Genomic DNA, 14915 nt, shown 5'->3' with positions numbered 1-14915 from the left:
TGTGCAGCGCCGACCCACGGTCAGCAGCAAGGCCCTCCTGGGACCGCCAGGTTCGGGAGCCCACCTGGAGGGCCCACTGGGAGCCAATCGAGGGCGCGCCCTGTGGCGCACACAAAGCCCGGCCCGGGCGGCGGTCAAGGGGGGTCGCCGCCCGGGCCGCCTCACCCCGCCCCGAAGGCCTCACCCCCACCACCCCGAACACCGACGTGCCGGTGGCTTGCGCTGCCGCTCGGCACCGCGCTTCTCGGTCTTCGAAATCAGAGACCGGCCGCTGATCGTGGTCCGCCACCTGGCCGTCGACCTGGTTTCGTCTGCAGGGCGACAGCGGCACGGCTCGGACGCAGCCGCGCGGCTGACCATCAGTGCTCGATCCCGCATCCCACCAGATCCAGCGAGAGCTCAGTCTTGGGTGATCGACCAACTTGAGCTGGACTGCCAAGATCTCCGGTGGCCGGTGGCCGGTGGCCGGTAGCCGGTAGCCGGTAGCCGGTAGCCGGTGCTCTGTAGCCGGTGCTCTGTAGCCGGTGCCCTGTAGCCGGTGCCCTGTAGCCGGTGCCCTGTAGCCGGTGCCCTGTAGCCGGTGCCCTGTAGCCGGTGCCCTGTAGCCGGTGCCCTGTAGCCGGTGCCCTGTAGCCGGTGGCCCGTGGCCTGTAGCCGATGGCCGGTGGCAACAGCCGGTTGGCTCAGGCGTTGCGTTGTAGGGCTGCGGGCCAGCCGGGAACGTCGGTGGCTGCGCGTTCGGCTGGGCCTACGTAGTCCGCTGACGGGCGGATGATTTTGCCGAGGCGTTTCTGTTCCAGGATGTGGGCGCTCCAGCCTGCGGTGCGTGCGCAGGTGAACATTGCGGTCAGCATTTCGGCGGGGACGCCGGCGAAGTCGAGCACGACTGCGGCCCAGAATTCGACGTTTGTTTCCAGGACCCGGTCCGGCTTTCGTTCGCGCAGTTCGGCCAGGGCGGCCAGCTCCAGTTCGCGGGCCACCTCGTAGCGCGGGGCGCCCAGATCGCGGGCGGCGTCTCGCAGGATGCGTGCTCGCGGGTCTTCGGCCCGGTAGATCGCGTGACCGAAACCCATCAGCCGACCGCCACCGTCCAGGATGCGCCGCACGTATGCGCGGGCGTCGGCGCCGCGTTCGACGGCCTCGACCATGCCGAGTGCGCGGGCTGGGGCGCCGCCGTGCAGCGGGCCGGAGAGGGCGGAGATCGCGGCGGTCAAGCAAGCCGGAGCATCCGCGCCGGTGCTGGCGACCACCCGGGCGGTGAAGGTGGAGGCGTTCATGCCGTGTTCGGCGGCGCAGATCCAGTACCGGTCGATGGCGGCGACGTGGCGTGGGTCCGGCTCGCCCTGCCAGCGGATCATGAACTGTTCGGTGGCGGTGCGACCGGCATCGATCAGATTCTGCGGGACGGCGGGGGCGTTGTTGCCGCGGGCGGCCTGAGCGACGTACGACAGGATCGCAGCGGACGTCCGCGCCAAGTCGTCGCGCGCCTGCTCCTGGCTGATGTCGATCAGCTGCCCGAGTCCCCAGCGCGGGGCCAGCATCGACACCGCGGCCTGCACGTCGACGCGGATGTCCCCGGACTGCACCGGGATGATCAGCGGCTCGGCGGCCGGCAGCGCGGCTTCGAAATCGCCGTCGGCGAGCAGGCCCCACACGTCGGCGAAGGAGACCGTGCCGGCGAGCGAGCGGATGTCGACGCCGCGGTACCGCAGCGACCCGCCGTCCCGGTCGGGTTCGGCGATCTCGGTGTCGAATGCGACGACACCGGCAAGCCCTGGATTGACAGTCAACATGAAATCAATGTGAAATCAACACGTCCCAGTGTCAATGTTGATTCAGTCAATATGAGAGCATGCGCACATGGATCCGGAACTGCTGACAACCGAGCAAGTTGCTGAGCGGCTGGGCGTCAAGCCGGCGACTGTGTATGCGTACGTCAGCCGCGGCCTGCTCAACAGCCACCGCAACGCTGACGGCAAAGGCAGCCTGTTCACAAAGGGCGACGTGGATGCCTTCGTATCCAGTCGCAAACGCACGACCACGCCGAACATCCAGACCGGCATCACGTTGATCAAGGACGGTGGCCTGTTCTACCGCGGGCGCGACGCGACGGTGCTGGCCAGCACGTCCGGCTACGAGGCGGTCGCGAGCCTGCTCTGGACCGGCGATCTCGAACCGGTCCCGTTCCCGCTCAACTACGAGCTGATCCGGCTGGCCGGCGCGGTGACCCGCCCGCTGCCGGAGAGCGCGCGCCTCACCGACCGGCTCCGGGTCACGGTCGCCGCGGTGGCCGCCGCCGACCCGCTGCGGTTCGACACGGCCCCGGCAGCGGTGGTCGCCGCCGGTCGCCAACTGCTGGTCACCATGGTGTACGCGTTACCGCCACGAACCGGCGTCCCGGTCAACACTTCATCACTCGCCGAGTCCTTCTGGTACCGATTGACGGCCACCCCGCTGACCGAATCCGGCCTGCGCGCCCTCGACGCCGCCCTGGTCCTGCTCGCCGACCACGATCTCGCCGCGTCCACCCTGGCCGCCCGGATCGCGGCGTCCACTCGCGCCCACCCGTACGCCGTGGTCAGCGCCGGTCTCGCCGCTCTCGACGGACCTTTGCACGGGGCGGCGAGCGCTCTCGCGTACCCCCTCTTGGCCGAAGCCGTCAACGGCCTGGACCCGGTTGCCGGCATCTCCGACCGCCTGCGCTCCGGGGTTCCGGTGCCCGGTTTTGGTCATCCGCTGTACCCGGACGGCGACCCGCGCGCCACCGCCCTGTTCGCGTTGCTCGACGACGGGCCGGTGCGCAAGACCGCAACCCGGCTGGCCGAGGCGATGCGCGCGCGGTCCGGCATCGCCCCCAACATCGACCTCGCGCTGGCGGCGCTCGCCCTGCACTACGGCATGCCAGCGGACGCCGGCGAGGCGATCTTCGCGGTGGCGCGCACGGCGGGCTGGCTTGCGCACGCGTTGGAGGAGTACGCCGACCGGCCGAGCCGCTTCCGCCCGAGCGGACGCTACGCGGGACGCTCGCCGGCCTGACCACCCGCGCAGGAAGGTGATGAACCGGCCGACCGTACCCATGTCCACTGCCTTACCGCCTGTATCGATGCGGCCATTACGCCGGCTGCCAGGGTTACCGCGTGCGGACCGCCGGATCGGGCTCGCCGCCACTTTCCCGCCGCAGGCCCAGGGCGCGCCGCACCGGCTCCAATCGGCCGCCCAAGCCCGCCAAGCCGCCCGGCACGAAGTAGACCGCCAGGATGAACAGCGTTCCCAGTACGAACAGTGGCTCGCCCAACGGTCCCGGCAAGGAGCCGCCCAGGCGGGCCAGCCGCTGGTCCAGGTAGGCGTAGAGGATGCCGCCCAGGACCGCGCCCCAGCGGGTGCCGGCGCCGCCCAGCACGGCCATCACGATCAGTGACAGTGTGAGCTCTGAGGACGCCACGTGCGGTGACGCTCCGCCGACCACCACCGCATAGGTCACACCGCCCAGGGCGGCTAGGGCGCCGGCCAGGACGAACGCCAGCAATTTGAGACGGTACGGGGAGAGCCCCAGCACTGCGATCCGCCGCTCGTCGTCGCGTAGGCCGGTCAGCGTTCGGCCCAGCGGGGCGCGGTCGATCGTGTGGACCACCAGGACTACGACGGTCAGGAACGCCAACGCCAGCCAGTAGAGGTTGACGGTGTTGGCTACGCCTACGAAGGCGGCCGGCAGGCCTGCGCTGGCCAGGGGCAGGCCCTCTTCGCCGCCGGTCAGGCCGCCGGGATCCCGGTTGATCACGATGTGGCCTACCTGGGCGAAGGCCAGCGTGACCATGGAGAACGCGATGCCGGAGGTCTGCAGCGCCACCGAGCCGAGCAGGGCCGCTAGCAACGCTGCGGCGAGGACGGTTGCTGCGGCTGCGGTCCACAGTTCCCAGCCGTAGTGGCTGACCAGGATGTCCACGCCGTAGGCGCCGGCGGCGATGTAGAGCGCGTGGCCGAAGGAGAGCAGCCCGGCGCGGCCGAAGAGCAGGTCGTAGCCGAGTGCCAGCCCACCGAAGACCAGGCAGAGCGCTAGCAGTTGCAGGGTGCCGGGCGAGTTCAGCGGGCCGTCGAACAGGCCGGGCAGGCTGAGCGTCGACCACGGCAGCAGGACCGCTACCAGGAGCACCAGCAGCGGCGCGGCACGCCGCAGCCGGGAGGGCCCCGCAGAGGAACCGGCCCCAGGGGAAGCAGCGGGCAAGGCTGGAGCAGCCGCCGGAGCGGCCGGCGAAGGAGATGAAGAGAAAGCGGAGGCCGGAGCATCCAGCGGGACGGAACTGCGCTCACTCATGCCGTAGCCACCTTCCCAGCGAGACCGGCCGGGCGAAGCAGCAGCACCGCAGCAAGCAGCACCACCACGCTCACATCCCCCGCCCCGGCCGTGCCGTAGTAGTTCACGAACTGCTGCAACAACCCGACCGCGACCGCCGCACCGGCCGCCCCGGCCACCGAGCCGAGGCCGCCGATCACCACCACGATGAACGCGAAGATCAGCAGCGAGGCGCCTTGACCCGGCGAGATCGAACTGAAGTACGTGCCGGCCAGGATCCCGGCCAGCCCTGCGAGGGCCCCACCGATCGCGAAGACCAGCGTGAACGCGTTGCGCACGTCGATGCCGAGCGCGCTGACCATGTTGCGGTTCTCCACCCCGGCCCGGATCACCAAGCCGTACCGGGTGAACCGCAGGAACGCCAGCAGACCGAGCAGCACCAGGACGGCCACGCCGATCAGCAGGAACCGGTCGGCCGGCACCTGCGCGCCGGCGACGCTGACCACCGACGACGTCCAGGCCGGCCGCGGGAAGACCCGCGCGTCCGCACCCCAGACCGATTGGAGCAGCGCCACGCCGGCCAGGGAGAGCCCGACCGTAACAAGCACTTGCTCGGTATGCCGTGTGTAGAGCGGCCGGATCAGCACTAGCTCGACCAGCGCGCCGGTCGCCGCGCCGGCCGCGACGCCGAACAGCAGCGCCGGCAGCCAGCCCCAGAGCGGGGCCGCCCACCAGGTCGCGTACGCGCCGACGGACAGGAACAGGCCGTGCGCGAAGTTGAGGACCCCGGCCAGGCCGAAGACCAGGGACAGGCCGGAGGCGATGAGGAAGTACAGGGCGGCCAGGCCGAGGCCGGTCAGGGTCAGCAGGACCACGGTGGACATCAATGCCTCCCGGCGGTGGATCCGACGCCGAGCAGCGACTTCGTCGCTTCGGCATCTCCGAGCAGGTCGGCGGCGCGGCCACGCCAGGCGGTCCGCCCGGCTTCGAGCACGACCGCGTCGGTGGCGAGCCGGCGGACCACCGCCAGGTTCTGTTCGACAAGCAGGATCGGTACGCGTGACGCGACCCGTTCCAACACCCCGGCGACCGCCGTCACCACGGCCGGCGCCAGTCCCTTGGTCGGTTCGTCGACGAGCAGCAACCGGTTCGGGTTGAGCAGCACCCGGGCGATGGCGACCATCTGCTGCTGCCCGCCGGACAGCGTCCCGGCCCGCTGGGCGGCACGTGCCTTGAGCTCGGGAAACAGCTCGTACACCAGGTCGTAGTCCGGCGACGGGACCCGGACGGCGAGGCGCAGGTTCTCCGCCACGGTCAGTCCGGCGAAGACACACCGGTCCTCCGGCACGTACGCCAGCCCGTCCCGGACCAGCTTGTGGGTGTGCCGGCCGAGCACCGGCCGCCCGTCGAACGTCACCGAACCGGCGGCGGGCACCTCACCGAGGATCGCCCGCAACGTGGTGGTCTTGCCGACGCCGTTGCGCCCGAGCAGCGCGGTCACCCCGGTCTCGGCGACGTCGAAGGCGACACCCTGCAGGATGTGCGAGCCGCCGAGCCGCACGGACAGATCGGCTACTTCGAGGATCACAGGTCCTCCCCCAGGTACGCCTCCTGCACGAAGGGGTCGCTCATCACCGCGTCCGGCGTGTCGCAGGCGAGCAGCGCGCCGTGGTGCAGCACTGCGACCCGGTCCGCCACGTCGAGCACGACGTCCATGTGGTGTTCCACCATGAGCACGCTGCGCCCGGTGTCGGCGGTCAACTCCCGGACCACCGCGACCAGGGCCGGAACCTCCTCGGCGCTGACTCCGGCCATCGGTTCGTCAAGCAACAGCACCCGCGGTTCGCCGGCGAGCAGCAGGGCGATCTCCAGTTTCCGTTTCTCGCCGTGTGCCAGGGAACCGGCGAGCCGCATTGCGCGTTCGGTCAGGCGTACCTCGGCAAGGATCTTGTCGGTGCGAACCGCGATGTCGCGGTCGGCGCGCTTGCGCCACGCCCGCATCGCGCCGCCCTGCCGGGCCTGGACCGCCAGGGCGACGTTCTCGGCCACGGTGAGGGAGCCGAAGACCGCCGAGGTCTGGAAGGTGCGGCCCAGGCCGAGGCGGGCCCGCCGGTACGGGGCGAGCGTGCTCACGTCGTCCCCGCCCAGCAGAATCCGCCCGGAGCTGGGCCGCCGCAGCCCGCTGATCAGGTTGAACAGTGACGTCTTGCCGGCGCCGTTGGGCCCGATCAGCGCCATGAACTCGCCCGGTTCGAGGCGCAGTGTCACGTCGTCGACGATCGGCACGGCCCCGATCCGCCACGACACCCCGTCGACCGCGACGGCCGCCATGGAACTCAACCCTTCATCGCCGCCGCGGGCGGGGCGGCGTCCTCGGCGGACACTGTGCCGGCCGGGGTAGCCGTCTCGGCGTCGGTGAGCTTGGCCTGGAACATCGGCTGCAGCAGGGCGTGGTCCTCGGCGCGGACCGTGAGCTTGCCCTTGACCGAGTCGAAGCTGTGCCCCTCGAGCGCGCTGACCATCTTGTCGACATCGTCCGGGCTGCTCTGCAGCGCGTGCACGATCATCTGCGCGGCGGCGAACCCGTCCGGGTGGAACAGGTCGGTCTTGCCGCCCGGCACCGCGGCCTTCAGCGCCTGGTAGGCGGCGTTGTCGGTGGCGCCGTCGAAGTAGTGCGCGAGCAGGTTGAGCTTGGTCGCGCCGGCGCCGAAACCGGCCCACGAGGCGCGGATGTCCAGACCGGTGACCACCTTGGTGGAGGCGAGCACGCCCTGCTGGTCGAGGGCCTGCCACATGGCGCCGGCGGTGGTGCCGGCCCAGGCGACGAAGACCAGGTCGGGGGCGGCGGCCTTGATCTGGCTGGCGAACGGGGTGAAGTCGGTGGCGTTGGCGGGCACCGCGATGTTGCTGACGGTCGCGCCGGCGCCGCCGAGGACCGCGGTCACGGCGTCGACGTTCGACTTGCCGAACGCCGAGTCCGGCGCGAAGACCAGGACCTTCTTGCCACCGCCGAGGTACGACTTGGCGGTCTGCACATCCTGGTACGACTGCCGCCCGGACCGGAACGTGTACTTGTTGACCCCGGTGATCCCGTCGGTGGCGGCCGGACCCGAGACGAACAGCACCTTGTTCTCCGCGGCGAGCGGGGCGACCTGCAGCGCGACGCCGGACGAGGTGGACCCGCCGAGCACCTGGTAGCCCTTGCCGATCAGGTCCTTGGCCGCCGACACCGCCTTGACCGGGTCACCGGCGTCGTCGGCGTAGGTGACCTCGACCGCCCGGTCGCCGATCTTGCCGGTGCCGCCGGTCGCGTAGGCGAGGCCGGCCTTGAAACCGTCCGCGTACTGCGCGCCGTAGGTGGCGAGCGGACCGGACTGCGAGTAGACGATGCCGACGCGGATCGGGCCGGAGCCGTCCGTGGCCGCCTGTGGGCTGCCGCAGGCGGCGAGGAGCAGGGCAGCCGCCGCGACGACGGCCGTGGTGAGAGGACGATTCATGGGGCCACACGCTAGGAGCTGGGGTGTGGCGAAAACCACGGCCTTCGATCACATGAGGTGGCGCCCGGTTGTGTGTCCCGGACACATATCGATGACGGGCGGCGGTCCGTACGTTCGGCGCCATGACGACGGAACCAATGAACCTTTTTCAACCTGGCATCGGGCCGACGGCGTCAGGGCCGTCGGCCGGCGCCGGGCCGCACGTCCCTGGCCACGTTGAAAAAAGTTCAGTGGTCGACCTTGATCTGACGGGCCGCACCGCGATGGTGACCGGCGCGGGCAGCGGCATCGGGCGTGCGTGCGCCGAGCGGCTGGCCGCGGCCGGCGCCGAGGTGGTGGCGGTGGACATCGACGAGCGGGCCGCGAAGGAGGTGGCGGCCGCGATCGGTGGCCGGGCCATCGCCGCGGACCTGTCCGATCTCGACGCCGTGGACGCGCTGCCGGCGACGGTGGACGTGCTGGTCAACAACGCCGGACTGCAGGTGGTGGCGCCGCTGGGCGAGTTCCCGGTGGACAAGTTCACGCTGATCCAGCGGGTGATGGCGGAGGCGCCGTTCCGGCTGATCCGGCTGGTGCTGCCGCACATGTACGAGCGCCGCTGGGGCCGGATCATCAACATCTCCTCGGTGCACGGGTTGCGGGCCTCGCCGTTCAAGGCCGCCTACGTGACCGCCAAGCACGCCCTGGAAGGCCTGTCCAAGGTCACCGCGTTGGAGGGGGCGCCGTACGGGGTCACCTCCAACTGCATCAGCCCGGCGTTCGTGCGCACGCCACTGGTCGACAAGCAGATCGCCGACCAGGCCGCGGTCAACGGCATCCCGGCCGCCGACGTGGTCGAGAAGATCATGCTGGACCGGGCGGCGATCAAGGAGCTGGTCGAGCCGGAGGACGTGGCGGAGATCCTCGCCTACCTGTGCGCGCCGCCGGCCCGCCTGATCACCGGCTCGTCGATCACCATCGACGGCGGCTGGACGGCACACTGACGGTCATGGAAGAGATCGACATCAAGGTTGCGGGCGGCAAACTGCGGGTGCTCAGCTGGCCCGCGGACGGCCCGGTCGTGCTGGCCGCGCACGGGATCACCGCGAACGGGCTGTCCTGGGCCGCGGTGGCCCGGGAGCTGCGCGGACGCGTACATCTGATCGCCCCGGACCTGCGCGGACGTGCCGGCAGCGCTCACCTGCCCGGCCCGTTCGGCATGTCGGCGCACGCCGACGATCTGGTCGCGGTCGCCGACCACTTCGGCGTCGAGCGGGCGCCGCTGGTCGGGCACTCGATGGGCGCCTTCGTGGTGGCCGCGACCGCGGCCCGGCACCCGGAGCGGGTCGGCCCGGTGCTGATGGTCGACGGCGGCGTGGCCCTGCCGGTGCCGCCCGGCATCGACGTCGACGCCGCCCTGCTCGCGGTGATCGGCCCGGCCATGACCCGGCTGTCGATGACCTTCGCGTCGCCGGACGCCTACCTGGACTACTTCCGGGCCAACCCGGCGCTCGGCCGTTACTGGACACCGGACTTCGCGGCGTACGTGCTGCGCGACTTCACCGGCACCGGATCGTCCTGCAACATCGAAGCCATCCGGGCCGACGCCGCCGACATGCTGACGAAGCCGGTGCCCGCGCCGTACCCGCTGCTCTGGGCGCCGCGCGGCCTGATGGACGAGGACCGCGGCCTCTACACCGCTGACCAGCTCACCGGCGTCGACCACGAACTGGTCCCGGACGTCAACCACTACACGATCATGCAAGCTCCGCGGGTCGCGGAACGGATCGTTACGCTCCTCCCATGACCGACCAGCCGCAGGATCTTGGCCTGCTCGAGGCGCTGCACTCCACGCCGGCCCGCCGTTACCTGTCCACCGAGCCGATCGACGACGACGTGATCCGGGAGATCCTGGACGCCGCGATCCGCGGCCCGTCGGCCGGCAACGGCCAGTTCTGGGCGTGGATCGTGGTCCGCGACCAGGACACCAAGCGGCAGATCGCCGAGTGGTACCGCGAGGGCTGGGAACGCCATTACGGCTCCCGGCGCGAGCAGATCCTGAACGCGCCGCCCGGCAGCACGATGAGCAAGGCCAGCTTCCTCGCCGCCGACCACCTCGCGAACCACCTGGAGGAAGCCCCGGTCTGGATCATCCCGGTGCTGCTCGGTGCCGCGAAGTCCACCAACCCGCGGCTGGGCTCCTCCATCTACGGCGCGGTGCAGCACCTGATCCTCGCGGCCCGCGCACACGGCCTCGGCGCCACCCTCACCACCCTGCACATCGGCCATGAGGAGGACGTCCGCAAGCTGCTCGGCCTGCCTGACGACGCGCTGACGATGGCCCTGATCCCACTCGGCCACCCGGCGAAGGGCCGCTGGTCGCAGCCGAAGCGCCGCCCACTCGACGAAGTCGTCTTCTACGACCGCTACAGCTGAGCGGGCACCGGGGAATGTCACCCCGGGTCAGCCGCTCCGCTGCAGCTGAGCCGGGATTGGGAAGGTCACGCCGGTCAGTCGCTCGGACTCGGCCCAGAGCCGGCGCTGAGCCGCCTCGTCGTGCGACGCGGCGGAGGAGTCGACCTTGACCGGATGGCCGGTGAACTGGAACCGCCCCGGAGGCCCGAAGAAGTCACCACCGCGCGCCTCCGGGTCGGTCGCGGCCCGCAGCACCGCGAGCGCCGCGACCTCGGGGCTCTGCATGAGCCACCAGGTCAGCGGGCGGGCGCGTGGGCTCATCAGGGCTCGCGCGACCGGGCTCAGGGCGCGGCCGAACTCGGTGCGCGCGTTCCCGGGGTGGGCGGCGACGGCGATGGTGCCCGCCCCGGCGGCGGTGAGACGGCGCTGCAGCTCGTAGGTGAACAGCAGATTGGCCAGCTTGGACTGGAAGTAGGCGGGGCGATCAGGCCCGCGCGGCTCTGGGGCGTCGCTGAAGTGCAGGTCGTCGAAGTTGATCGTGCCTGCGCCATACCGATGACCGATGCTGCTCACGGTCACCACCCGCGCGTCGGGCACCGCGAGCATCGCGCCGAGCAGCAGGCCGGTGAACGCGAACGGACCCAGGTGGTTGGTGGCGAGGGTCAGGTCGAAACCGTCCTCGCTGGTGGAGCGTCGTGGCATCAACGCGCCGGCGTTGTTGATGAGCAGGTCGATCCGTGGGTGCCTGGCACGCAGCCGGCCGGCCGCTTCCCGCACCGACGCCTGCGAGGCGAGATCGACGTGAACGATGTCGACGGTGCGGCGGAGCGGAGTGTCGCCGATCTGGGTGGCGGCTGCCGCCGCGCGCTGTGGGTCGCGGCATGCCAGCACCACGGTGGCGCCGCGGACCGCGAGCACCTGGGCGGTCTGGAAGCCCAGCCCGGTGTTGCCGCCGGTGATCACCGCGGTGCGGCCGTGCAAGTCGGGAACGTCTGCTGCGGTCCAGTGCCGTGCCATGCTGTCCCTTCCTGACGATAGAATCGGGACGAGTGTCCCGCTTATTCGAATATACGGGATGCTCATCCCGTTTAGCAATGGAGGACGGGTTGCCGAGAGAGCTGCGTGCTGACGCCCGCCGCAATCGCGCGCGCGTGCTGGAGGTCGCCGCCGAGGTGTTCGCCACGGAAGGGCTGGGCGTGCCGGTGCACGAGATCGCCCGGCGGGCCGGGGTCGGCACCGGCACCGTGAGCCGGCACTTCCCCACCAAGGAGTCGCTGTTCGCGGCGATCCTGCTGGAGCGGATGGCCGGCCTGACCGCGGAGGCCGACGCGCTCGCCGCAGAGGAGGAGCCCGGTGAGGCGTTCTTCCAGTACTTCGGGGCGCTCGTGCACGCCGGCGCCGGCAATCGCGGACTCGCCGAGGCGCTCGCGGGTGCCGGCTACGACCTGGACACGGTCGGCGCCGAGGCCGGGCACGACGTGGCCGGCCGGCTCCGCGACCTGCTCACCCGCGCCCAGCAGGCCGGCGCGGTCCGGCTCGACATCGAATATCCCGACCTGAAGGCGCTGATGGTCGGCTGTCAGGCGCACCCGGCCGGGAGCACCGACGCTGCCGCACTGGACCGCATCATCGCCGTGGTCACCGCGGGCCTGCGCAATCCCTGACGGCTTGGGCTTCGTTCCGCTTCCCCGGGGGTACGGGCTACACGGCCTCAGCGAAGTCATGTCCGTTATGCGCACCACGCGATCCCGGGCATCGGGTCACAGCCCCGGCGCAACCGCCGGACCCAGTCGCGCCACAGCCCCGGCGCGACCACCATACCCAGTCGGATCACAGCCGCGGCGCGACCGCCGGCTCAGGCAGCCACGCTCCGGGCCACCCTCGTGCCTGGCGGATCTCCTCCCAGGCCGGGCAGCAGCGCACAGGGGCAGCCGGCAAGCAAGCACCGACGCTGGGCCGGTGAGGTCGCTGACGCGCGGCTCGGGCCTTGTTTCGAGCCCGGTTGATCACCCTGCCGCTCGGTAGCGCTGTCTCACCGCCCGGCAGGGAGCGCCAGCGGACGGCTCAGTGATCGAAGAGGCGGAAATAGCAGCCCCGGCCGCACGCCAGCGCTGCCACGCCAAAGAGGAGCAGTCAGGCCAAAGGAAGGTTGCCACGCCAGGGAAGGAGCTGTCAGGCCAAAGGAAGGCTGCCACGCCAGGGAAGGAGCAGTCAGGCCAAAGGAAGGCTGCCACGCCGGGGAAGGCGCTGTCAGGCCAAAGGGCTGCCGCGCCGAAAGGAAGAGCACTCACGGCCGAACCAAGACCTGAATGGTTCGAGCGCAACCAACAGAACAAGCCTGGCGATCGCGCCAAGGCAGCCGGCGAGCGCGGAACGCCGGGAACGGCCACAACGTCGGCGCGACAAGCTCGCACGTACCCCTGAAACACAAGCCGCTACCGGGCCAGCATCGCGTACCGCCCACCGTCACGCACCAGCGAATCATGCGTGCCGGACTCCAAGATCCGGCCGTGATCGATGACCGCGATCTGGTCCGCGTCGCGGACCGTGGACAGCCGATGCGCGATGGTCACCGTAGTCCGCCCGCGGGACAGCTCGTCGAAAGCGCGCTGCACAGCCCGCTCCGTCTCGTTGTCCAGCGCGCTGGTCGCCTCGTCGAGGACCAGGATCCGCGGGTCGCGCAGCAGCGTCCGGGCGATCGCGATGCGCTGCTTCTCGCCGCCGGAGAAACGATGCCCGCGCGAGCCGACCATGGTGTCATAACCGTCCGGCAGCGCCTCGATCAGCGAGTGGATCTGGGCGGCGCGAGCGGCCGCGACGATCTCGGCGTCGGTGGCGTCCGGCTTGGCGTAGCGCAGGTTCTCCCGGATCGTCGTGTGCAGCAGGTAGGTCTCCTGGCTGACGACGCCCACGATCGAGGCCTGCTGCGAAAGCGAGATGTCGGTGATGTCGACGCCGTCGATCGTCACCCGGCCCGACGTCGGGTCGTGCAGGCGGGCGATCAGGGCCGCGATCGTGCTCTTACCGGAGCCGGTCTCCCCGACCAGCGCCAGTGACGACCCGGCGGGGACGTCGAGGTTCACTCCGGCGAGGGCTGCTGTGGGGCTTCCCTCGTACGCGAAAGTCACGTCCTCGAAGCGCAAGTGGCCACGCACCGCGGAAAGCCGCACCGGGCTGGCCGGTTCCTTGATCTCGACCGGCAGGTCGAGGTATTCGAAGATCCGCGCGAACAGCGCGAGTGAGCTCGTCAGGGTGACCCCCACGTCCAGCAGGCTCATCAGCGGCCGGAACAGGTTGCCCTGCAGCGCGGTGAACGCGACCAGCGTCCCGATGCTCATCCCCCCGGCCGCGAACGGCAAGCCGGCGGCCAGGTAGATCGCTGCCGGAATGGCGGCGAACACGATGCTCATGGCGGCCATCCGCCAGCGCCCAGCCAGCTCGGAACGCAGCTCGAGGTCGATCAGCCGGCGCGACGACGCGGTGAAGCGGTCGATCTGCGCGTCCCCGGCGCCCATCGTCTTGCTCAGCTGGATGCCGCTGATCGACAGGCCCTCCTCGATGATCACGTTGAGGTCGGCGAGCTCGCGCTGGCGCTGGGCGGTGATCTTCTGGCGCATCCGGGCGACCCGCCGGGTCAGGATGATCGCCGGCGGCAGCGCGACCAGCGAGACCAGCGTGAGCTGCCAGGACAGCGCGGTCATCGCGGCCAGCGTGGCGACGACGGTGGTGAAGTTCGAGGCGACGGAACTCGCGGTGGACGTGACCACCTGCTGCATGCCGCCGATGTCGTTGGTGATGCGGGACTGCACCTCGCCGGTGCGGGTCCGGGTGAAGAAGCCGACCGACTGCCGCTGCAGGTGGGTGAAGACGTCGGTGCGCAGCCGGTGCATGACCTTCTGCCCGACGCCCGTGGAGATCCAGGTCTGCACGACGCCGAGCGCGGCGGTCACCGCGGCGACCGCGACCATGCCGGCCACCAGCCAGATGAGCAGCCGCAGGTCAGCCTGCGGCAGCGCGACGTCGATCACCTCGCGCAGCAGGAACGGCGAGATCATCGCCACGCCGGAGGAGATCACGATGACGGCCACGACGACGGCGAGCTGCCGGCGGTGGCCGCGGAAGAGTGCGCCGATCCGGCGCAACGAGACGGATCGGGCCTGCGCCTTCTCCGCCGGGGTCACTGTGGGTGCCGCGCCGCGGCCTTGTCCTTGAGCCAAAGAGCCCTCCCTGTACGGGCTACGCGTGCCGCCCCGCGAAAGAGGCGATCAATTGATGAGGTTACCTCAACATGAGGTAACAACGCCAACTCTTGGTAGCTTGTTCCCGTGGAGGACGAAAGCCTGCTCGAGTCGTTCTGGGCCGTTACCCGCCGGCTGCGTCACCGAACCCGGGTCGCCCTGGAACCGTGGAACGTCTCACCGTCGCAGTCCCGCGCGCTGGGCGTGCTGATGCACCACGGCGAGATGCGCCTGAGCGCGCTCGCCGAGCATCTGCGCATCGCCCCGCGCTCCGCCACCGAGGTCGTCGACGACCTGCAGCAGCGCGGCCTGGTGGAACGCCGGCCCGACCCCGCCGACCGCCGGGCCACCCTGGTCGCGCTCACCCCGCAGGGCACCGACACCGGCGCCGCGATCCGCCAGGCCCGCGCCGCCGAGGGCGAACGCCTCTTCGCCGAGCTCAGCCCCACCGACCGCGCCACGCTGTCCCGGATCCTGCGCAAGCTCCACGACTAA

At 70.8% G+C, this 14915-nt stretch carries 14 protein-coding genes; 6 read left to right on the top strand and 8 right to left on the bottom strand.

Features of this window, described 5'->3' with window-relative positions; all coding sequences use genetic code 11:
* Positions 1-683: 683 nt before the first annotated feature.
* Positions 684-1793 carry a citrate synthase 2 gene (locus OHA21_RS02845; RefSeq protein WP_328469821.1) on the bottom strand — a complete coding sequence of 370 codons (1110 nt, stop codon included), beginning with the start codon at positions 1791-1793 and terminating at the stop codon, positions 684-686.
* Between the two features lie 67 nt (positions 1794-1860).
* Between OHA21_RS02845 and OHA21_RS02840 the strand changes: the two genes are divergently transcribed.
* Positions 1861-3036 carry a citrate synthase family protein gene (locus OHA21_RS02840; protein ID WP_328469819.1) on the top strand — a complete coding sequence of 392 codons (1176 nt, stop codon included), beginning with the start codon at positions 1861-1863 and terminating at the stop codon, positions 3034-3036.
* 94 nt (positions 3037-3130) lie between these two features.
* Here the strand turns inward: OHA21_RS02840 and OHA21_RS02835 are convergent, their stop codons facing one another.
* The 5 genes from OHA21_RS02835 to OHA21_RS02815 are packed head-to-tail and all read right to left on the bottom strand — an operon-like array spanning position 3131 to position 7788.
* A complete protein-coding gene (locus OHA21_RS02835) occupies positions 3131-4312 on the bottom strand; it encodes a branched-chain amino acid ABC transporter permease (RefSeq protein WP_328469817.1) in 1182 nt (393 codons plus the stop codon).
* Positions 4309-5175: a branched-chain amino acid ABC transporter permease gene (locus OHA21_RS02830; protein WP_328469815.1), complete on the bottom strand. Its 867-nt coding sequence runs from the start codon at positions 5173-5175 to the stop codon at positions 4309-4311. Before OHA21_RS02830 ends, OHA21_RS02835 begins: the two co-directional genes overlap by 4 nt.
* A complete protein-coding gene (locus OHA21_RS02825) occupies positions 5175-5879 on the bottom strand; it encodes an ABC transporter ATP-binding protein (protein WP_328469813.1) in 705 nt (234 codons plus the stop codon). The genes OHA21_RS02830 and OHA21_RS02825 overlap by 1 nt, the downstream gene beginning before the upstream one ends.
* On the bottom strand, positions 5876-6622 hold the full coding sequence (locus tag OHA21_RS02820; protein ID WP_328469811.1) for an ABC transporter ATP-binding protein: 747 nt from the start codon (positions 6620-6622) through the stop codon (positions 5876-5878). Before OHA21_RS02820 ends, OHA21_RS02825 begins: the two co-directional genes overlap by 4 nt.
* A gap of 5 nt (positions 6623-6627) precedes the next feature.
* Positions 6628-7788, bottom strand: a complete 1161-nt coding sequence (locus OHA21_RS02815) for a substrate-binding domain-containing protein (protein WP_328469809.1) — start codon at positions 7786-7788, stop codon at positions 6628-6630.
* Positions 7789-8018: 230 nt separating this feature from the next.
* Here OHA21_RS02815 and OHA21_RS02810 point away from each other — a divergent pair, with 230 nt between their 5' ends.
* Genes OHA21_RS02810 through OHA21_RS02800 form a run of 3 tightly spaced genes read left to right on the top strand, consistent with a single transcriptional unit; the run spans position 8019 to position 10203 of the window.
* The gene (locus tag OHA21_RS02810; protein WP_328469807.1) at positions 8019-8771 is read left to right on the top strand and encodes a 3-hydroxybutyrate dehydrogenase; all 753 of its coding nucleotides are present in this window, start codon (positions 8019-8021) and stop codon (positions 8769-8771) included.
* 5 nt (positions 8772-8776) lie between these two features.
* Positions 8777-9574 (top strand): alpha/beta hydrolase, encoded by a 798-nt coding sequence (locus OHA21_RS02805; protein WP_328469805.1) that lies wholly within the window; start codon positions 8777-8779, stop codon positions 9572-9574.
* Positions 9571-10203: a nitroreductase family protein gene (locus tag OHA21_RS02800; RefSeq protein WP_328469803.1), complete on the top strand. Its 633-nt coding sequence runs from the start codon at positions 9571-9573 to the stop codon at positions 10201-10203. The genes OHA21_RS02805 and OHA21_RS02800 overlap by 4 nt, the downstream gene beginning before the upstream one ends.
* A 27-nt stretch (positions 10204-10230) precedes the next feature.
* On the opposite strand, the gene OHA21_RS02795 is transcribed toward OHA21_RS02800, so the two are convergent.
* Complete coding sequence (locus OHA21_RS02795; RefSeq protein WP_328469801.1) at positions 10231-11199, bottom strand: oxidoreductase; 969 nt, start codon at positions 11197-11199, stop codon at positions 10231-10233.
* 89 nt (positions 11200-11288) lie between these two features.
* Between OHA21_RS02795 and OHA21_RS02790 the strand changes: the two genes are divergently transcribed.
* The gene (locus OHA21_RS02790; RefSeq protein ID WP_328469799.1) at positions 11289-11846 is read left to right on the top strand and encodes a TetR/AcrR family transcriptional regulator; all 558 of its coding nucleotides are present in this window, start codon (positions 11289-11291) and stop codon (positions 11844-11846) included.
* 771 nt (positions 11847-12617) lie between these two features.
* Here OHA21_RS02790 and OHA21_RS02785 read toward each other — a convergent pair.
* Positions 12618-14363, bottom strand: a complete 1746-nt coding sequence (locus OHA21_RS02785; protein ID WP_328478260.1) for an ABC transporter ATP-binding protein — start codon at positions 14361-14363, stop codon at positions 12618-12620.
* 144 nt (positions 14364-14507) lie between these two features.
* Here OHA21_RS02785 and OHA21_RS02780 point away from each other — a divergent pair, with 144 nt between their 5' ends.
* On the top strand, positions 14508-14915 hold the full coding sequence (locus tag OHA21_RS02780) for a MarR family winged helix-turn-helix transcriptional regulator (protein WP_328469797.1): 408 nt from the start codon (positions 14508-14510) through the stop codon (positions 14913-14915).

Origin of the sequence: Actinoplanes sp. NBC_00393, from assembly GCF_036053395.1 — a bacterium.
Lineage (GTDB): Bacteria > Actinomycetota > Actinomycetes > Mycobacteriales > Micromonosporaceae > Actinoplanes.
This window is presented reverse-complemented; position numbering and strand designations above follow the sequence as displayed.